This is a genomic window from Micromonospora sp. NPDC126480 (genome assembly GCF_040302465.1).
In the GTDB taxonomy this organism is placed as follows: Bacteria; Actinomycetota; Actinomycetes; order Mycobacteriales; family Micromonosporaceae; genus Micromonospora.
Genome location: NZ_JBEORU010000007.1, coordinates 80,768 through 99,530 on the forward strand (window position 1 = coordinate 80,768; position 18,763 = coordinate 99,530).

Below are 18,763 nucleotides of genomic sequence, written 5' to 3' on the forward strand. Positions count from 1 at the left end.
CCAGGGAGCATCAGTCTCTGGCAGAGAAGACCTGTGTCCCGGGAGGAGGACGACGCCGTGGCGCTCGTGCGCGTGTACTGCGGTCTGGCCTCGGCGGATCCGGCCGACCGACCGGCAGCGGCCGGTTCGACGCTGACGTCCGCTGTGGTCGACGACGCAGGCCGCCTGCTGCATGTCTGCGAGATCGGTGACGACCCCGCTGGCTACGCCCAGCTGGTCTCGCTGCTCGTGGAGCGGTCGGGCGGGCCGAGCGGTGCGGCGATCGCCGCGGACAGCGACGACCACACCGTCACGTCGCTGCTCAGCGCGGCCGGGCGCCCCCTCGCGATCGCCGACGACGACTCGGTGGACGACTTCGCCGAGCGGTTCGCCGACGACGACTCCCTCGAGGAGATGCAGTCGCCGCCGGCCGAGCGCCGGGCGGTCGGTCTGGCCCGCGCCCTGCAGGCCGGCGCGCTCTCCGCCGTCACCCTTCCCGCGCCCCGGGACCTGGCCGGCTACAAGCAGGTGCTCGCCGCGCACGCCGCCCTCGCCAACGGCCGGCACTCGGCCGCCGTCGCTCTCCGCGAGGTGCTGCGTGAGCTGTACCCGGCGGCGCTGCGGGCCTACCCGGACCCGGCCGAGCCGGTGGCGCTGGCCGTCCTGGACGCCCTACCCGAGCCCGGGATGCTCGGTGGCGCCGGACGGGGCCGCGACAACACCGCCGACCGGGTCGCCGCGGATCTCACGGCCGACGGCGTCGCCGACCCCCACGAGGTCGACGCGGCGGTGACCGCCCTGCGGGTCGCCATCTCCGAGACGCCCCGCCGTGCCGCGGTCAACCGGGCCCTCACCTCGGCCGTGTCCGAGACGGTCCGCCAGGCCGTCGCGTCGGTCCGGGCCTGTGACGCCGGGTGCGACGCGCTGGTCGGCGCGCTCAGCGACCGGGTCAGCGCTCCGGTTGCCGGCCGTCGCGCGGCTGCCCACCGCGGCGAACAGGTCGACGACCTCGCCAACGCCGCCGGCGGCATGCCGCTGCGCGCCGTCCGACCGGCCGAGCCCGCACGCCCGGCCGCCGGCGCCCGACGGCCTCGCCCGGAGCCCGTCGCGGGCCAGACCACGCCCCCGGCGCCCCGGCCGGTCGCCCCGCCGCCGGTCGCGCCGGCGCCGATGACACCCCCACCGGTGGCACCACGCCCGGTCGCGCCGGCGGCCGCCGCCGGTCCCCCGGTCTCCGCACCCCCGTCCCGGCCGGAGGCCCTGCCCAGCCGCATCGACGGGCCGACGAACCGGCCGATCTCGTCCCCGCCGCCCCCGCCGCCGGGCATCACGCCGATCGCCCCCGCGCAGCGCGGTGCGATCCCACCCGCCGAGGCCGGTGAGCCGTTCCGGCCGACGCTGACGACGGCGGCGATCCAGAGCGCCCGCGCCGAGCGGCAGCGCACCGTCATCCCGCCCCGGCCCAAGACCACGAGCGAGCCCCCGGCGCCCACCGGCGGCTTCAGCGCCACCGAGATCAGCGTTCCGGTCCCCACCCCGCGTCCCGGCCAGGAGCCGGCCGCCCCGGGCTCACGCGCCAACTGGCCGCTGGTGAACCACCCGCAGGATCCGGCCGACAGCTCGGCGCGCAACCCGGTGGTCGGCTCGTACGGCGGTCGCGGTGTCGACGCCCCGACCGATCCCGGCAAGGAACGCCGGGTCACCCCGCCCTGGCTCGCCGACGACCTGCCCCAGGAGCCGCCGATGCTGCGGCTGGTCGAGCCGCCGCCGCTGGCCGACCGGGCGCTGCGCAACGGGTCCGTTCCGGCGACCGACCCGCACCTCGAGTCGCCGTCGCTCCGGCTGGTCGACGGCGACGAACCCCGCAACGGCCGGGGGCGCCTGGAGCGTCCGGCGGCGGAGCAACGGCCGGCGCCGCCGGTAGAGCACCGCCCCCCGCCGGTCCCTGACGACGGGGACGGGGACCTGCTCATCTTCGCCCAGGCGAAGTCGGCGTGGTTCGTCGGTCACACCGAGAGCTCCGACCTGGACTGGTCCTCGCTGAACGACAGCGGCTGGCAGGCGGCCGAGCAGGCCGCGAAGCCCGCGGTCGGCGCCGAGACGTCCGCCGGCCTGCCCAAGCGCGTGCCCCAGGCGAACCTCGTGCCCGGCTCGCCGCTGCGCGACGAGCGTCCACTGCGGATCGTGCGGGACGCAGCCAGCCTCGCGGAGAACACCACCGGCTACTTCCGTGGCTGGCGTCGGGGTCAGGAGATCGGCGGCTTCGCGGTCGGCGGTCGCCCGGGCCGGGAGTCCGCCGGAGGCTGGGACTTCACCCGCGACAGCGGGGACCGCGAGGACGACCGGGAGTACGAGTACCGCTCGGCCGGTTACCGGTCCTGACCGTCCACACCCGTTCGTGGCCCTGAGGGCCACCGAGAGACGACGAAGAGGCCCCCGGGCTCCCCCCGGGGGTCTCTTCGTGTGTAGGCCGCCAGGAAGGTTCTGGGCGGTGCGGGCCAGTCTCGTCGGGGCGTTCCGGTCGCGGGCGGGTAGGCCGACGCGGGCAGCGGGCGGGTAGGCCGACGCGGGCAGCGGGCGGGCGCTCGCCTGGCCCGCATGGGATGCCGGACTCCGGACAGCACGGCGCGCCCGGCGGCGGCCGAGGCCACCGCCGGGCGCTACCGGCGTCGATCAGGCCCGCGCGACGGCGCGCGAGCGGCGCATGGTGAGCACGTACTCGACAAGCGAGATCAGCACGTGCTTCGTGGACTCCCGGTTCCGGGCGTCGCACGCCACCACCGGCACGTCGCTGGAGATCGCCAACGCGTCCCGGACGTCCTGCGGGTCGTGGTACTGCATTCCGTCGAAGCAGTTGATGGCCACCAGGTACGGCAGCCGCCGGTGTTCGAAGAAGTCGATCGCCGCGAAGCAGTCGGCGAGCCGGCGGGTGTCGACCAGCACGACCGCACCGATGGCACCGCGGACCAGCTCGTCCCACATGAACCAGAACCGGGTCTGACCGGGCGTACCGAACAGGTACAGGATCAGGTCCCGGTCGATCGTGATCCGGCCGAAGTCCATGGCCACCGTCGTGGTCGTCTTCCCCGGCACCTGCCGGTTGTCGTCGACGCCCACGCTCGCGGAGGTCATGATCGCCTCCGTCGTCAGCGGCGTGATCTCCGAGACCGAGCCGACCAGCGTCGTCTTACCGACGCCGAATCCACCGGCGATAACGATCTTCGCCGACGTCACGCGCCCGCTCGCGGTCGGCGGGCGCGACATGTCAGAGCCTGCGAAGTCCACTCAGCACCCTCTCCAGCAGTTCAGTGCCCACCGCGTCGTCCGAGTCGTCCAGGATGGTCGGCTCGTGGACCGCGACCAGGCCGTCCGTCGCCATGTCGGCGATGAGCACCCGGGCCACACCGAGCGGGAGTTGCATCCGCGCCGCGATCTCGGCAAGCGACTGCACACGTCCGTCACACAGCGCGGCGATGTACTGGTGTTCGCGGCCTTGACCGCCGTTGCCGTTGGCAGCGGCCCGGCCGCGCACCGTCGTCTCGACGAGCGCTTCCATCGCGATGTCGAGTCGGGGGCGGGTACGACCGCGGGTCACGGCGTATGGACGGACCAACGCGCCGGTTGGTTCGTCACGATCGGCCATGTCGCCGCTCACCTCCTTCGCACCCGATGCCGGCTCGCGCCGGCCGAACCCCTCTTTGTCGTCGTTGCCCCGCCGACCGCACGGTCAGCGGAACGTCAGCCCAGCATGCCCGCAGCCGCACGCGGCTGCGGGGTCAACGCGTCGCCCACCCGGTCGACCAGGAGGGCCATTTCGTAACCGACCTGCCCGACGTCGCAGCTGCGTGCGGCGAGCACCGCGAACGACGATCCGTCGGAGATGGACATGAGGAACAGGAAGCCGTTGTCCATCTCGACCACCGTCTGGAGCACCGCGCCGCCCTCGAAGCAGCGGGCCGCGCCCTGGGTGAGGCTGACCAGACCGGACGCGATCGCGGCCAGCTGGTCGGCCCGGTCCCGCGGGAGGTCCCGCGAGGACGCGAGAAGCAGGCCGTCCGCCGACACGGCGACCGCGTGCGCGACTCCGGGCACCCGGTCGGCGAAGTTGGCGAGCAGCCAACCGAGATCCTGCGTAGTTGTCATCCTTCTTGCTCCTTCTGCCCGCTCCCGGCCACCGGGCCTGAGCCAGACTGCGAGGACTGCCCACCCGGAGTCGCCTCCGGGCTGGTCGGGTTGCTGTCGGGGTGGCTACGCCCACGCTGGACACCGCGGTGGTAGGCGGAGAGCAGGCCACGAACCGACTCAGGCGTACGCCGCTGCACCGACGTCGTGGGCTTCTCCACGGCGCCCGGCACCAGCTGCGCCATCGGCGTGCGCTTCGGCAGACCGGTGTTGGTGGTCGCCGACACCGGCACCTCGCTGGCCGCCGAGGCCGCCCGCCAACCGTCGTCGGCGGCGGTCTGCCAGCCGTTGCCGGCCGGCGCTCGCCGCTGAGCCAACCCGTCGGCGGGAGCGCCGTTCCCGTTCGCCGTCGAGCCGCTGCGGCGCGGGGCGCCACCGGTCGTCGGGGTTTCTGCCATCGGTGCGTTACCTGTCGTCGCGGGTGGTGTCTGCTGGGTGGCCGCGTCGACCTTGGCGAACTGCTGGGTCGCGGCGCCGCCGTTGGTCGCGGCCCCCTTCGCCTTCGCCGCCTCCTCCGGACCGGGCCGGCGGGTGCGGAACCAGGCCGACTCCAGCTCCCGGAAGATCGGCAGCTCCATCGTCTCGTCCGCGTACCGCTGCCGGTTCTGGGCCGGCTGCGGCGTGGTCGGGCGGGCGACGGCGGGCGGCGTGGCCGGCGTCGGCCGGGTCACCGGCGCCGGAACGGCGGAGCTGGTCTGCGACGGGCCGGCCTGGTGCGGGGCCGGCGTGCCCGGGTGCTCGGCCGGCCGTGCCACGCGGGGCAGCTCGGTGGTCATGTCCAGCGCCGCGGCGACCCGCTCCGGCACCGCCGGGGCCGTGGTGTCCCGCGTCGCGCCCGAAACCGGCGGCCAGGCCGGCGGAACGGGGTTGTTCGGGGCCGCCGGCGTGGCGGAGACCGGACGCTGCGGCAGCGGCGTGGCGTACGGCTGGCCGGACGCGGGCGCCGCGGAGATCGGCTGCCCGGAGACCGGGGAGGCCGACACCGGCGACGAGGAGACCGGCATGCCCGACGTCGGCGGGCTGGAGACCGGCGGACCGGAGTACGGGATCGGCGGCGCGGAGACCGGCGGCACCGGCGGAGCCGACACCGGCGGGACCTGCGGGGGCGCGTACGGGTGGGCCTCCGGGCTGCTGGGCAGCTGGCGCGGGATCCCGGGCTGCTGCCCGGTGGTCCCCGGGTCGCCCGGGTTGCGCCGCTGCGGCAGTGGATCGACCGGCTGCCCGTTCGAGGTGCGCGGAGCGTAGGTGTCAGCGCCGTTGACGCCGTTCACCGCGGTGGCTCCGGTGAGGTCCGACCAGGCCGGCATCGCGCGGCCCGCACCGGCGCCGGCGGGCGTGCCCGTACCCGCGCCGTTGCGGTGACCGGGGTCGAACGAGCGACCGCCGAACGTCACCTGGTTGCCGGACTCGCCGGGGCGCGGGCCCGGGACCGGCGCGGCCGGGGCGTTCCCCAGCGCCGGCAGGGCACCGAAGGCGGGTGCCGGACCGGTGGTGGCCGGCGGGAGCGCGGGCGACGGCTGCGGCCGGCCGGCGAGCACCCGGGGCACCAGCACCGACGTCGGCAGGGTCACGTCCGCGACGGTCCCCCGATCGGCACCGGGACGCAGCTCCACCTTGACGCCGTGCCGGGACGCCAGCCGGGCGACCACGACCAGGCCCATCATCCGGGAGACCGCCACGTCCACCTGCGGCGGCGTGGCGAGCTTCTCGTTCAGCTCCCGCAGCTGGTCGGGGCTGATGCCGATGCCGCGGTCCTCCACGTAGAGGGAGGCACGGTCGCCGACGCGGCGCGCCTCGACGACGACCTGCGAGTCCGGCGGCGAGAACGCCGTCGCGTTGTCGAACAGCTCGGCGACGAGGTGCACGAGGTCGTTGACGGCGTGCGCGGCGACCTCGATGTCCCGGTCGATGACGCCGAACTCGATCCGCGTGTAGTGCTCGACCTCGGACTGGGCGGCCCGGAGCACGTCGATCAGGGCGGCCGGCTCCCGCTGCACGCGGGTGGAGTCGGCGCCGGCGAGCACCAGCAGGTTCTCGTCGTTGCGGCGCATCCGGGTGGCCAGGTGGTCGAGCTGGAACAGCTCGGCCAGCCGGTCCGGGTCCTCTTCGCCGCGCTCCAGGCGGTCGAGGTGGCCGATCAGCCGGTCGACCAGGATCTGCGAACGGCGGGCCAGGTTGACGAACATGGTCGCGACGGAGGCCCGCAGGGCGGCCTGCTCGGCGGCGGTACGCACGGCCTCCAGGTGGACCGCGTTGAACGCCTCGGTCACCTGGCCGAACTCGTCCTTGCTGCGCACCGGCAGCGGCTCGGCGATCTGGTTGGCCAGCTGCACGGGCGTGAGCTGACCGCCGGCGACCTGGGGGTCACGCAGCCGGGCGACGGCCTGGGGCAGCCCGTACTGGGCGATCGAGAGGGCGCCCTGGCGCAGGTCGCGCAGCGAACGGGCCATCGAGCGGGCGACCAGGTACGCGAAGAGGATGGCCAGCAGCAGCATGCTGAGCAGCAGACCGGTCTCCAGGAAGACCTGGCGCTGCACGTCCGACCGGATGTCGTCGGCGACGGCGACGGCGTCACCGTCGATCCTCGCCTCCACCTGCCGGAACAGCCCGGCGTACGCCGTCATCGCGTTGTTCCACTGGTCCGGCGTGAAACCGGCGGCCGACAGGTCCCGGGCCTGGGACAGACCGCGCAGGTTGCCGTTGTAGCTGATCGCCTCACGGGAGTCCGGGCCGGCAACGGTCTGCTCGAAGTACTCCTGGTCGGCCCGGCCGGCGATCGACTTGAAGGTCTCTTCCCACTGCAGCTGACCGGTGTAGGTCGAGATGTAGGTGTTACGCAGGTCCGGGGTGAGCTGCCCCTGGAAGATGGCCTCGTGGACCACGTCCCGCTGCTGGGCCATGTACTCCTTGTTCCGCGCGAGAGCGGTCGCCGCGCGCATCCGGTCGCTCAGCTCGGTGTCGCTGGCGAGCTGCGTGGCCGAGTCGCGGATGTTGAGCAGGTCGGCGAGCAGCTGCTCATACTCCTTCGTGGCCTGGTCGCGGCCGAGCCGAGCGTTCAACACCTGGCTCCGGATGCCGGGCAGGTCGGTCAGGGTCCGGTCGATGAAGCGCAGCTGGCTCTCGAAGGCGCTGGGCAGGTCCTCCACCTCGGCGCGCTGCCGGGAGTACGGGCCCTTGGCCTCGTCGACCCGCTTCGCCGCCTCTTCGTACGTCGCCCGGCGCGCGTCGCGCGTCTCCTTCGGCGCGTTCGGCCTGAGGCCGAGCAGCCGGATCGCCGCGGTCCGCTCGTCCTGCAGCCGGTGCACCAGGTCGCCCGAGTGGCCGACCAGAACGCTGAGGTCACCGGCCCGGTTGGCGTTGTTCAGCGTCTGCAGGTGGTCGATCAGACCACTGGTACCCACGACGACCGTGGCGATGGTCGGCACGATCATGATGAGACCGAGCTTGGACCAGATCGGCATGTCGCGGAGCCGACCGGCCGGCCGGCGCAGACGCGACAGGAAAGAGCCTGCCGTCTTTGGCCGTTTGCTCACGTCACCGCCCTCGCGATTGCAGCGTCCGCGTCACCCTCGGGCAACGCCCAGCGGCCGACCCGGCGGGTCGGACCATCCGAGATTCCATCACGCCTCCCCGGAAAGAGAAAGCCCAGGTTGGCCGTCGCCGAGGGTGTGATGAGATGTTGTTGCGATCCGATAGCGTTCTGTCTGGCCGGAGTAACTCACCGTAATGGAACACCCCCACCGCGTCGTCCTGCTCGCCGGCCCTTCGGGCTCCGGAAAGTCGTATATAGCCCGGCGAACCGGACTTCCCGTCCTCTGCCTGGACGACTTCTACAAGGACGGCGATGACCCTACGTTGCCACAACAGAACGGGCAGGTCGACTGGGAGTCGCCCGCTTCGTGGGACGCCCGGGCGGCCGTGGACACGATTGTCCGACTGGCTCGGGAGGGTCGTGCGGAGGTGCCGGTTTATGCCATCGGAGAGGATCGCAAGGTGGCCACACGGCCATTTGATCTAACCGGTTCGCCACTTTTCGTCGCCGAAGGGATTTTCGCGGCCGAGATCGTCGCGGAGTGCCGCCGCCGGGGCGTGCTCGCCGGGGCGTACGCCCTCCGGCGGCCGCGCGGCGCGACCTTCGTCCGGCGGCTGGCTCGCGACCTCGCCGAGCAGCGGAAGGCACCGCGGGTGCTGGTCAGCCGGGGGCTGGCGCTGCTGCGCGCCGAGCCGGCCGTGCTCCGCCGGCAGACCGGTCTCGGCGCCGAGGCGGCCCGCGCCGGCGAGGTGCTGCGTCGGGTGGCCGGCCTGCTCGCCGGTCACCCGCACCACACGTGACATCCGCCGCGCTCAGACCAGCAGCTTGGCGTACGCCGGTTTGATCACCTCGTCGATGATCCGCAGCCGCTCGTCGAACGGGATGAACGCGCTCTTCATCGCGTTGATCGTGAACCACTGGAGTTCGCGCCAGCCGTAGCCGAACGCGTCCACCAGCAGCGCCATCTCACGCGACATGGACGTGCCGCTCATCAGCCGGTTGTCGGTGTTGACGGTGACCCGGAAGCGCAGGTCCCGCAGCAGCCCGATCGGGTGGTCGACGATCGACGCGGCCGCGCCGGTCTGCACGTTCGAGGACGGGCACAGCTCCAGCGGGATCCGCTTGTCCCGCACGTACGCGGCCAGCCGGCCGAGTACCGGCTCCGGGCCGGGCGTGATGTCATCCACGATCCGCACGCCGTGGCCGAGCCGGTCGGCGCCGCACCACTGGATGGCCTGCCAGATCGAGGGCAGGCCGAACGCCTCGCCGGCGTGGATCGTGAAGTGGAAGTTCTCCCGCTGCAGGTACTCGAACGCGTCCAGGTGCCGGGTGGGCGGGAAGCCGGCCTCGGCGCCCGCGATGTCGAACCCCACCACGCCGGTGTCCCGGTGCCGGACGGCCAGTTCGGCGATCTCCTGCGACCGGGCGGCGTGCCGCATCGCGGTGAGCAGCGTGCCGACCCGGATCGGGGTGCCCGCCTCGGCGGCGAGGACGCTGCCCTCCTCGAAACCGGCGATGACCGCCTCCACCACCTCGTCAAGCGTGAGGTTCCGCTCCAGGTGCTGCTCCGGCGCGAACCGGACCTCCGCGTAGACCACGCCGTCGGCGGCCAGGTCGAGCGCGCACTCGCGAGCGACCCGCCGCAGCGACGAGGCGGTCTGCATGACCGCGACGGTGTGCGCGAACGTCTCCAGGTACCGCTCCAGCGAGCCCGAGTCGGCGGCCTCGACGAACCAGCGGCCCAGCGCCTCCGGGTCGGTCGTGGGCAGCTCGTGCCCGACCTCGGCGGCCAGCTCGACGATCGTCGCCGGCCGCAGGCCGCCGTCGAGGTGGTCGTGCAGCAGTGCCTTCGGGACCTTGACGATGTCCTCGTACCGGATAGTCGCGACCATGGTCCGACCCTAGTCGGACCTGGCCGGCGCACCGTGCCGGACTCCGTGGCGCGTCGGCCCGGTCACGGCCGCCAGCCGTACATGCGCTCCACCGTGAGGCGGAGCACCAGCCGGCCGTCGGCGACCATCGCGGCACGGTAGTCCGCCCAGTCCGGGTGCTCGCCGCGGATCTCGCGGTAGACCTCGACCAGCTCGTCGACCGTGGCGTCGCCGATCGCGGCGGCCGGCGGGGTCAGGGTGACGGTCCCCTCGGCCACCGCGTACGCCCCGCCGTCGGCCGTGGTGACGTGGAAGCTGGCCCGTGGGTCGCGCCGCAGGTTGCGTACCTTCACCCGGTCGCTGGTGGTGGAGCAACGGATCAGGCCAGCGTCGGCCAGGTAGTCGACGTTGGACAGCTGCGGCCGGCCGTCGCGGCGCAGGGTGACCAGCACGCCGCGGCCGCGCCGCCCGAACAGCTCCCACAGCCGGCGGTTCACGCCGCCTCTGATTGACATGTCATCAACCTAGGTAGCCGATAGATGACATGTCAACAAGAGCGGTAGGATCGGAGTCATGGACGAACCACGCTGGTTGGACGAACGCGAGCAGCGCGCCTGGCGGGGCTACCGGCGGATGCGCCGGCTGCTCGACCTGGAGCTGTCCCGCCAGCTGATGCGGGACGCCGGGCTCTCCGAGCCGGACTACGACGTCCTGTCCGACCTCTCCGAGACGCCGGACCAGCGACTGCGCCTCAGCGAGCTGGCCGACCGGATGCTCTGGTCCCGCAGCCGGCTCTCCCACCACCTGAGCCGGATGCACCAGCGTGACCTGGTCACCCGGGAGGAGTGCCCCACCGACGGTCGGGGCTCGATCGTCGTCCTCACGCCGGACGGACGCCGGGCGATCGAGGCCGCGGCCCCGGGCCACGTCGCGGCCGTCCGCCAGAACCTGATCGACCTGCTCACTCCCGACGAGGTGGCCGCGCTCGACGCGCTGACCCACCGGGTGATCGCCCGGCTCACCGGTGACCGGGCCGGGACCTGACGTGGACGCCCGCATCCTCGCCCGGCTGCGCTGCCCGGTCTGCCGCGAGTCGCTGGCCGGAACCGGCACCGGCACCGCCCGCGCGCTGCGCTGTCCGCGCCGGCACAGCTTCGACGTCGCCCGCCAGGGGTACGTGAACCTGCTCGCCGGCCGCGCCCCGCATGCCGGTGACACCGCCGAGATGATCGCCGCGCGCGCCGACTTCCTCGCCGCCGGCCACTACGACCTCATCTCCGCCGCCCTGGCCGCCGCCGCCGGCGAGGCGGTCGCCCGCTACCGCGCCGCCCACCCCGGCACCCCCACGCGGCCCCTTTGCTCTGCTGCAACGGACGCACCGGTTTCGGCGGAGAACCGGTGCGTGGAGGTAAGCAGAGCAAAGGAGCCGGCCGGAGCACCCGGACCCGACGCGGCGCCGGCGGCCGGTCCGGCGTACCCCCTTGTCGTCGACGCCGGGGCCGGGACCGGCCGGCACCTCGCCGCGGTGCTGGCGGCGCTGCCGGACGCCGTCGGCCTGGCGCTGGACGTGTCGAAGCCGGCGCTGCGCCGCGCGGCGCGCGCCCACGAGCGGGCGGCGGCGGCCCTGGCCGACACCTGGCAGCGCCTGCCGCTGGCCGACGCCTCGGCCGCCGTGCTGCTGAACGTGTTCGCCCCCCGCAACGGCGCCGAGTTCCACCGGGTGCTCGACCCGGCCGGTTCCCTGCTGGTGGTCACCCCGGCCGCCGACCACCTCGCCGAACTGGTCGCCACGCTCGACCTGCTCCGGGTCGACCCGGCCAAGGCGGACCGGGTGGCCGGCAGCCTGGGCGCGCACTTCGTCGAGGAGGCGGTCACCGAACACCGGACCCGGTTGGCGCTGACCCGCACGGAGGTCGCCACGCTGGTCGGGATGGGGCCGAGCGCCTGGCACACCGACCCGGCCGGGCTCGCCGCCCGGATCGCCGCCCGGCCCGAACCGGTCGAGGTGACCGTGGCCGTCCGGCTCGGCGTCCACCGTCGCCGGTCCTAGGTGGACAGATCAACCTCTTCCCAGCCCGGCGGCTCGTCGTGGTACGGGCCCCGCAGGATCACCGCCCACTCCAGCGCCCACCGGCGCTGCCCGATCGCGTTGGCGTCCACCAGGCCGGGCGCAGTCCGGCCGGCGCGCTCCACGTCCAGGTACGACCAGTCGAGGCAGTAGTGCAGGTCGAGCAGCGCCGCCGCGTCGGCGGGGTGCTGTGGCGCGGCCAGGATCCGGGACCGCCAGCGCGCGAAGTTCTCGCCGGCCGCGATGTTCGGCAGCCGCTCCATCAGCCGCTCGTCCACCGGCACCGTGGGATCGAGCTGCTTGGTCAGGCCGAGCACCCACGCCAGCGCGAACAGCGCGTCGTGGTGCAGCACGAAGGAACGGTGGTCGCCCTTGCCGCCGGTGATGAACTGCCACTCCGGCGGCGTGACCGCCTCCATCAGGTGCGAGGCGAGCAGCCAGCTCATCGCCGCCTGCGGCGGCATCCCGAAACAACGGGCCAGGATCAGATGCAGTACGGCGACGCGGGCCTCGATCTCATCCCTCGGGCGCAGCTCGATCCCGTCACCGGGTTCCCACACCAGCGGAAACTGCGGTGGCGGCAGCGGCAGGCCCAGCCGGGACAGCTCCTCCAGGCTCGCCTCGCGCACCGCCCGGGGATCGGGGGCAGGTACGGCCACGACGGATCATCCTCGTCTGCTCGTGCCGGCTCAGGCCGGGTCGTCCCCCCTGGCCAGGGAGGATAGCCCCACTATCGCGGGGAACGGAACGGCGGTCAGCCGATCCGCTCGATCACCAGCGGTTGACCGGTCGGTGCGGTGGGAGCGATGCGCACCGCACGGGCGGCCTCCTCGAGGGCCCCGGCGATCCGAGCGGGGTCCTCGGCCCGGAGCTCGTAGAGGGGGTCACCCGCGCGCACCGGCTCACCCGGACGCCTGTGCAGCACCACGCCCGCCGGCACGGAGACCGGGTCCTCCTTGCGGGCGCGCCCGGCGCCGAGCCGCCACGCGGCCACGCCCATCGCGTACGCGTCGACCTCCGCCACGAAGCCGTCGGCGTCGGCGCGAACCACCTCGACCTCCGGGGCGGCGGGCATCGGGGCGTCCGGGTCGCCGCCCTGCGCGCGGATCATCGCCCGCCAGGCGTCCATCGCCCGGCCGTCCCGCAACGCCGCCTCCGGGTCGGCGTCCGGCAGGCCGGCGGCGTCGAGCATCTCCCGGGCCAGCGCCAGGGTCAGCTCGACCACGTCCGCCGGGCCGCCGCCGGCCAGCACCTCCATCGACTCGGTCACCTCGACCGCGTTGCCGACGGCCCGCCCCAGCGGGGTGGACATGTCGGTGAGCAGGGCGACCGTGCGTACGCCGTGCGCGCCGCCCAGCTCGACCATCGTGCGGGCCAGTTCCCGGGCCTGGTCGGCGGACTTCATGAACGCGCCCGAGCCGACCTTGACGTCCAGCACGAGGGCGCCGGTTCCCTCGGCGATCTTCTTGCTCATGATCGAGCTGGCGATCAGGGGAATCGCCTCCACCGTGCCGGTCACGTCGCGCAGCGCGTACAGCTTGCGGTCGGCGGGCGCGAGGCCGGCACCGGCCGCGCAGATCACCGCGCCCACATCCCGGAGCTGGGCGATGAACTCCTCGTTGCTCAGCGCCGCACGCCAGCCCGGGATCGACTCCAGCTTGTCGAGCGTGCCGCCGGTGTGCCCGAGACCCCGCCCGCTCAGCTGGGGCACCGCCGCGCCGCAGGCCGCCACCAGCGGCGTCAGCGGCAGTGTGATCTTGTCTCCGACGCCGCCGGTCGAGTGCTTGTCGACGGTCGGGCGGTCGACCGCGGACAGGTCGAGCCGCTCGCCGCTGGCGATCATCGCGGCGGTCCACCGGGCAATCTCCGGCGCGGTCATGCCGTTGAGCAGGATCGCCATCGCCAGCGCGGACATCTGCTCGTCCGCCACGACCCCCCGGGTGTACGCGTCCACCACCCAGTCGATCTGCGCGTCGGTGAGCACACCCCCGTCCCGCTTCACCCGGATGACGTCAACCGCCGCGAACGTACTCATCAGCCGCCCCACCGGGTCGGTACCTCCAGCGGCGGTTCTCCCTCGCCCGCCCAGAAGATCGTGCCCGACTCGTCCACCACGACCACCCGGGGCGTCCGGGCCAGGCCCCAGGTGATGGCCTCGGCCGGATCGTCCCAGCTCGGGCCCTCCTCCAGGACGCCGGTCTCAGCGCCCTCGGTGTCCCCGGCCGACCGCTCCCAGTACGCCGTCCACACCTGCTGCCCGGCCGACAGGTCGGGGTGCACGAACACCGTGCCCCGCCCGCGCCAGGCGGCCAGCCGCTCCGGCACCACCGGCACCGGGGTCTCGCCGGTGACCGCCTCCAGGTCCTCGACGCCGAAGGCGTGCGGCAGCAGCTCGGCCATCCGCAGCGGCCCGCCCTTGGCCTCGATCAGGCACTCCGGCCCGCCCTGCTCCCAGAGCAGCTGCCGGCAGCGCCCGCACGGCATCAGCGGCTCCCCGGTGGCGTCGACGCAGGACAGGGCCACGATCCGGCCGCCGCCGGTGGCGTGCAGCGAGGACACCACGCCGCACTCGGCGCAGAGCACCACGCCGTACGCGGCGTTCTCCACGTTGCAGCCGACCACCACGCGGCCGTCGTCGACCAGGGCGGCCGCCCCCACCGGGAACTTCGAGTACGGCACGTACGCGTGCCGCATGACCTCCGTCGCGGCGGCCCGCAGCCGCCCCCAGTCGATCTCCATGCGGTGTTCCCCCGTCAGCCCTTGATGTACGGCTTGCCGTCGGCGGCCGGCGCCCGGACCTTACCCACCAGGCCGGCCACCGCCAGGATCGTCGCCAGGTACGGCAGCATGGCCAGGAACTGGCTCGGGATGGTGCTGTTGATCGCGCCCAGGTAGGTGGCGAGCTGGTCGGCGAACCCGAAGAAGAGCGCCGCGAGCAGCGCGCCGGTGGGGCTCCACCGCCCGAAGATCAGCGCCGCCAGCGCGATGAAGCCCTTACCGCCGATCATGTTCTTGGTGAACGAGAACAGCGCCAGCGTGTACGACGCCCCGCCGATCCCGGCCACCGCACCCGCCAGCAGCACGTTGCGGTAGCGCACCCGCAGCACCTTGACGCCGAGGGTGTCGGCCGCCGTCGGGTGCTCGCCCACCGACCGGGTACGCAGACCCCACCGGGTCCGGAACAACCCGATGTGGATCACCAGGACCAGCAGCAGGCCGAGGTAGAGGAAGATGTTGCCGCGGAACAACGCCGGCCCGATCACCGGGATGTCCGCCAGCAGCGGGATCTCCCAGTTGCTGAACCGCGGCGCGCTGTTGTACCGCTCCGCGTCGGTCTGCATCAGCCGCTCGTAGAGGAAGCCGGTGACGCCGACCGCGAGCAGGTTGAGCACGATGCCCATGACGACCTGGTCGACCAGGTAGCGGATGGCGAAGACCGCGAGCAGCAGCGAGATGAACGTGCCGCCGATCGCCGCCGCCACCAGGCCGACCCAGACGTTGCCGCTGATGCTGCCGAACAGCGCGCCGCTGAACGCGCCCATCAGCAACTGGCCCTCGATGGCCACGTTCACCACGCCGGAGCGCTCGCAGAGCACGCCGGCCAACGCACCGAAGATCAGCGGCAGGGCCAGGATGAAGGTGCCCCGCACCACGTTGACCAGTGGCATGAAGTTCTGCCCGACCGGGGCGGCGGAGACCTGCCAGCACAGGAAGCTCAGCACGAACGCGACCAGACCGATGCCGAGCACCAGGATGAACCAGCGCTTCGGCAGGCCGGCGAGCATCGCCACGCCGGCGGCGAGCGTGATCGCGCCGAACAGGATCGCACCGACCGTGCCGTTGATCTCCAAAGCGGCGCCGGCGGCGTCCTCGCTGAGGGTGAACCGTGCCTGCTCGCCGGTGGCCAGCGCACCGAAGAGCACCACCGCCAGCAGGCCCAGCGCGGTAAGCACCAGGCCGACCTTGCGGGTACGCGTCCAGAAGCCCTCGTCGACCGGGGCGACCGCGACGTCTTCGACAGCCATGGTGGACACGCTCGTCACCAGCCCTTCGCGAGGCTCGTCTGCAGCCGGGCGGCCCGCGCGGCCCGGAGCTGGAAGATCGCCTTCACCAGGGCCGGCGCGGCGATGAAGATGACGATCAGCGCCTGGAGCACGGTGACCAGCTCAAGCGAGACCCCCGAGTACGACTGCATCCGGTTGCCACCGGCCTGCAGCGCGCCGAAGAGCAGCGCCGCGAGCGCGACGCCCCACGGCTTCACCCGGCCGAGCAGCGCGACCAGGATGCCGTCGAAACCGATCTGGGCCACGACCAGCGGGGTCAACGCGGCCGCGGTGGTGCCGAGGACCATCTGCGAGCCGCCGAGGCCGGCGAGGATCCCGGCGAAGACCATGATCAGCACGTACGTGCGGGTGACGCTGATGCCGGCGGTGCGCGCCGCATCCGGGTTGGCGCCCACGGCGCGCAGCTCGAAGCCGAGCGTGGAGCGGTTGAGCAGCCAGGCGACGGCCCAGGTGGCCAGCACGGCAAGGATGATGCCCGCGTGCGCCCGCAGGTTGTCACCGAACAGGCGGGGCAGCTGCGCGGAGGCGTCGACCGACCGGCTGATCGCGTCGGTACGGTTCGGGTCCTGCACCCCGTTCTGCACGATGAGCCAGGTCAGGAAGTACGTCGCGATGTAGTTGAGCATGATCGTGTTGATCACCTCGTGGGCGCCGGTGCGCGCCTTGAGGATGCCCGGGATGAACCCCCAGATCGCGCCGCCCAGCGCTCCGGCGAGCACCGCGACGAGCAGGTGCAGCCCGGGCGGCAGCGGCAGCAGGAACCCGGCCAGACCGGCCAGGACGACGCCCATGGTGGCCTGGCCCTGGGCCCCGATGTTGAACAGGCCGCCCCGGAAGGCGAGCGCCACGGACAGGCCGGTGAACACCAGCGGGGCGGTGTAGGTCAGCGTCTCCGAGATCGGGCTCAGCGCGGCGGTGAAGCCGACCGCCTCCGGATCGAAGATGGCGCCCTTGAACAGGTTCGCGTACGCCTCGCTGACCAGCGTCCAACTGGAGTTGATGGCGTCCGACGGGCGGGCGGTGATGTAGCCGTAGGTGGCCAGCACCTCCGGGTCGGACACGATCATCAGGATCGCGCCGACCACCATCGCCAGGACCAGCGACAGCAGCGTCACGGTGAAGGTGTTGGCCGCCCAGAGGTTGTCCAGGAAGAGCCGCCCGAGCGAGGGCCGGGCCTCCGGCGTCGGCTGCTTCGGGCCGGTCGGCGCCTCGGCCCGCTCGGTGTTGCCGAGCGCGGTCCGTGCCGCCTGCTCCTCGGTCGCCGGCTCCTTGTCCGGAGAGCCGGAGGTTCCGTTGCTCATGCCTCTTCCTCGCTGCCGGGGCCTTCAGGGGCCGGAGCCGCGCCGTCGGCGGCCGCCGGGCCGGTGGCCGTCGGGTCGCCGGGAGTCGCCGGGCCGCCGGTCGCCGTCCCCTCGGGGGTGACACCGGCCATCAGCAGACCGATCTCCTCGCGCGGGGTGTCCGGGCCGACGACGCCGATGATCCGCCCGCGGTACATCACCGCGATCCGGTCGGCCAGCCCGATCACCTCGTCGAGTTCGCTGGAGACGACCAGGACGGCGGTGCCGGCGTCCCGTTCGTGGATGACCCGGCTGTGGATGAACTCGATGGAGCCGACGTCGACGCCGCGGGTCGGCTGGGCGGCGATGAAGAGCTTCAATGGCCGGGACAGTTCCCGGGCCACGATCACCTTCTGCTGGTTGCCGCCGGAGAGCGTGCCCACCGGCGCGTCCGCCGACGAGGTGCGGACGTCGAACTGGGCGATCCGCTCCTTCGCCGACTTCGCGATCTCCTCCGGGCGGAGCGCGAGACCCTTGCCGAACGGCGGCCGGTCGTACATGTCCAGCACCAGGTTCTCCGCGACGCTGAACTCCTTGACCAGGCCGTCGACGCTGCGGTCCTCGGGCACGTAGCCGACGCCCGCGTGGAGCACCTTCTTGGTCGACCAGCCGTCGATGCGTTGCCCGTCGAGACGCACCGTGCCGCTCAGCGCCGGGCGCAGACCCATGATCGCCTCGATCAGCTCGGTCTGGCCGTTGCCCTGCACGCCCGCCACGCCGAGCACCTCGCCGGCGTGCACGGTCAGGTCGACGCCGTCGACCGCGCGGCACTGCCGGTCGTCGTCGACCACCAGGCCGGACACCTCGAGGACCGGGTCGCCCGGGGTGGCCGGCTGCTTGTCGACGGTGAGCCGTACGGTGCGGCCGACCATGAGCGCGGCCAGCTCGTCGCGACTCACCTCGGGCGACGCGGTGCCCACGGTCTTCCCGCGCCGGATCACGGTGATCCGGTCGGCGATGGCCTTGACCTCGCCGAGCTTGTGCGTGATGAACACGATCGACTTGCCGGCGGCCTTGAGCGACCGCATGACGGTGAGCAGTTCCTCGGTCTCCTGGGGCGTGAGCACCGCTGTCGGCTCGTCGAGGATGAGCAGGTCGACGTCGCGGGTGAGGGCCTTGACGATCTCGACCCGCTGCTGGATGCCGACCGGCAGGTCCTCGACGATCGCGTCAGGGTCGACGTGGAGGTTGTAGCGGGCGGAGACCTCGGCGACCTCGCGCCGGGCGCGGCGGCGGTCCAGGAAGCCGGCGAGGCCGCCCCGGACCTGTTCGGCGCCGAGCATGATGTTCTCGGTGACGGTGAAGACCGGCACGAGCATGAAGTGCTGGTGCACCATGCCGATGCCGGCGCCGATCGCGTCGGAGGGGCCGCGCAGCTTCAGCGGCTTCCCGTCGACCAGGATCTCGCCCTCGTCGGGCTGGTACAGCCCGTAGAGCACGTTCATCAGGGTCGACTTGCCCGCGCCGTTCTCACCGAGCAGGGCGTGGATCTCTCCCGGCTCCACCGTCAGGTCGATGTGGTCGTTGGCGACCAGGTCACCGAACCGCTTGGTGATGCCCCGCAGTTCGAGTCTCAGCGCAACCTCCCGGGGTGCGAAGCGATGGTGCAGCGTAGCTGCCGGTGCGGGCGGGTGGAACCGATCGGCCGCCCCGGTGCCGCGGGGTGTCCCGCGACGCCGGGGCGGCCGGATCGTCGTGCTGTACCGATCGCCGGCCACCTACGGTGA

The 18,763-nt window shown here is 73.1% G+C and carries 16 protein-coding genes; 4 read left to right on the forward strand and 12 right to left on the reverse strand.

Going from position 1 to position 18,763, the window contains the following annotated elements; all coding sequences use genetic code 11:
• The first annotated feature begins 33 nt into the window (after positions 1 to 33).
• Entirely contained in the window at positions 34 to 2,361 is a 2,328-nt protein-coding gene (locus ABTW87_RS08990; RefSeq protein ID WP_350650018.1) for a transposase, read from the forward strand.
• Positions 2,362 to 2,652: 291 nt separating this feature from the next.
• Here ABTW87_RS08990 and ABTW87_RS08995 read toward each other — a convergent pair whose 3' ends face one another.
• The 4 genes from ABTW87_RS08995 to ABTW87_RS09010 form a co-directional block, all read right to left on the reverse strand.
• On the reverse strand, positions 2,653 to 3,243 hold the full coding sequence (locus tag ABTW87_RS08995; RefSeq protein WP_155328937.1) for a GTP-binding protein: 591 nt from the start codon (positions 3,241 to 3,243) through the stop codon (positions 2,653 to 2,655).
• Between the two features lies 1 nt (position 3,244).
• Positions 3,245 to 3,622 carry a DUF742 domain-containing protein gene (locus tag ABTW87_RS09000; RefSeq protein ID WP_130321596.1) on the reverse strand — a complete coding sequence of 126 codons (378 nt, stop codon included), beginning with the start codon at positions 3,620 to 3,622 and terminating at the stop codon, positions 3,245 to 3,247.
• A 95-nt stretch (positions 3,623 to 3,717) separates the two neighbouring features.
• Positions 3,718 to 4,122 (reverse strand): roadblock/LC7 domain-containing protein, encoded by a 405-nt coding sequence (locus ABTW87_RS09005; RefSeq protein ID WP_067370442.1) that lies wholly within the window; start codon positions 4,120 to 4,122, stop codon positions 3,718 to 3,720.
• Positions 4,119 to 7,694 (reverse strand): sensor histidine kinase, encoded by a 3,576-nt coding sequence (locus ABTW87_RS09010; RefSeq protein WP_350650022.1) that lies wholly within the window; start codon positions 7,692 to 7,694, stop codon positions 4,119 to 4,121. The genes ABTW87_RS09005 and ABTW87_RS09010 overlap by 4 nt, the downstream gene beginning before the upstream one ends.
• A 460-nt stretch (positions 7,695 to 8,154) precedes the next feature.
• Here ABTW87_RS09010 and ABTW87_RS09015 point away from each other — a divergent pair, with 460 nt between their 5' ends.
• Positions 8,155 to 8,493, forward strand: coding sequence for a hypothetical protein (locus tag ABTW87_RS09015; protein ID WP_350650024.1), 339 nt, complete (start codon positions 8,155 to 8,157; stop codon positions 8,491 to 8,493).
• Positions 8,494 to 8,505: 12 nt separating this feature from the next.
• On the opposite strand, the gene ABTW87_RS09020 is transcribed toward ABTW87_RS09015, so the two are convergent.
• Both ABTW87_RS09020 and ABTW87_RS09025 read right to left on the reverse strand, forming a co-directional pair.
• Positions 8,506 to 9,585 carry an adenosine deaminase gene (locus ABTW87_RS09020; RefSeq protein WP_350650026.1) on the reverse strand — a complete coding sequence of 360 codons (1,080 nt, stop codon included), beginning with the start codon at positions 9,583 to 9,585 and terminating at the stop codon, positions 8,506 to 8,508.
• 62 nt (positions 9,586 to 9,647) lie between these two features.
• On the reverse strand, positions 9,648 to 10,079 hold the full coding sequence (locus ABTW87_RS09025) for a PPOX class F420-dependent oxidoreductase (RefSeq protein WP_350650028.1): 432 nt from the start codon (positions 10,077 to 10,079) through the stop codon (positions 9,648 to 9,650).
• Between the two features lie 58 nt (positions 10,080 to 10,137).
• Here ABTW87_RS09025 and ABTW87_RS09030 point away from each other — a divergent pair, with 58 nt between their 5' ends.
• Both ABTW87_RS09030 and ABTW87_RS09035 read left to right on the forward strand, forming a co-directional pair.
• Complete coding sequence (locus ABTW87_RS09030) at positions 10,138 to 10,608, forward strand: MarR family winged helix-turn-helix transcriptional regulator (RefSeq protein ID WP_350650030.1); 471 nt, start codon at positions 10,138 to 10,140, stop codon at positions 10,606 to 10,608.
• 1 nt (position 10,609) lies between these two features.
• A complete protein-coding gene (locus ABTW87_RS09035; RefSeq protein ID WP_350650032.1) occupies positions 10,610 to 11,614 on the forward strand; it encodes a putative RNA methyltransferase in 1,005 nt (334 codons plus the stop codon).
• Here ABTW87_RS09035 and ABTW87_RS09040 read toward each other — a convergent pair.
• The 6 genes from ABTW87_RS09040 to ABTW87_RS09065 form a co-directional block, all read right to left on the reverse strand.
• Complete coding sequence (locus ABTW87_RS09040; RefSeq protein ID WP_350650034.1) at positions 11,611 to 12,291, reverse strand: DUF4272 domain-containing protein; 681 nt, start codon at positions 12,289 to 12,291, stop codon at positions 11,611 to 11,613. The genes ABTW87_RS09035 and ABTW87_RS09040 overlap by 4 nt on opposite strands.
• 95 nt (positions 12,292 to 12,386) lie before the next feature.
• A complete protein-coding gene (locus ABTW87_RS09045) occupies positions 12,387 to 13,667 on the reverse strand; it encodes a thymidine phosphorylase (protein ID WP_350650036.1) in 1,281 nt (426 codons plus the stop codon).
• On the reverse strand, positions 13,667 to 14,371 hold the full coding sequence (locus ABTW87_RS09050) for a cytidine deaminase (protein ID WP_350650038.1): 705 nt from the start codon (positions 14,369 to 14,371) through the stop codon (positions 13,667 to 13,669). Before ABTW87_RS09050 ends, ABTW87_RS09045 begins: the two co-directional genes overlap by 1 nt.
• 14 nt (positions 14,372 to 14,385) lie before the next feature.
• Positions 14,386 to 15,666 carry an ABC transporter permease gene (locus ABTW87_RS09055; RefSeq protein ID WP_350650040.1) on the reverse strand — a complete coding sequence of 427 codons (1,281 nt, stop codon included), beginning with the start codon at positions 15,664 to 15,666 and terminating at the stop codon, positions 14,386 to 14,388.
• 5 nt (positions 15,667 to 15,671) lie between these two features.
• On the reverse strand, positions 15,672 to 16,997 hold the full coding sequence (locus tag ABTW87_RS09060; RefSeq protein ID WP_350650042.1) for an ABC transporter permease: 1,326 nt from the start codon (positions 16,995 to 16,997) through the stop codon (positions 15,672 to 15,674).
• Positions 16,994 to 18,754, reverse strand: coding sequence for an ABC transporter ATP-binding protein (locus tag ABTW87_RS09065; protein ID WP_350650044.1), 1,761 nt, complete (start codon positions 18,752 to 18,754; stop codon positions 16,994 to 16,996). Before ABTW87_RS09065 ends, ABTW87_RS09060 begins: the two co-directional genes overlap by 4 nt.
• Between the last annotated feature and the right edge of the window lie 9 nt (positions 18,755 to 18,763).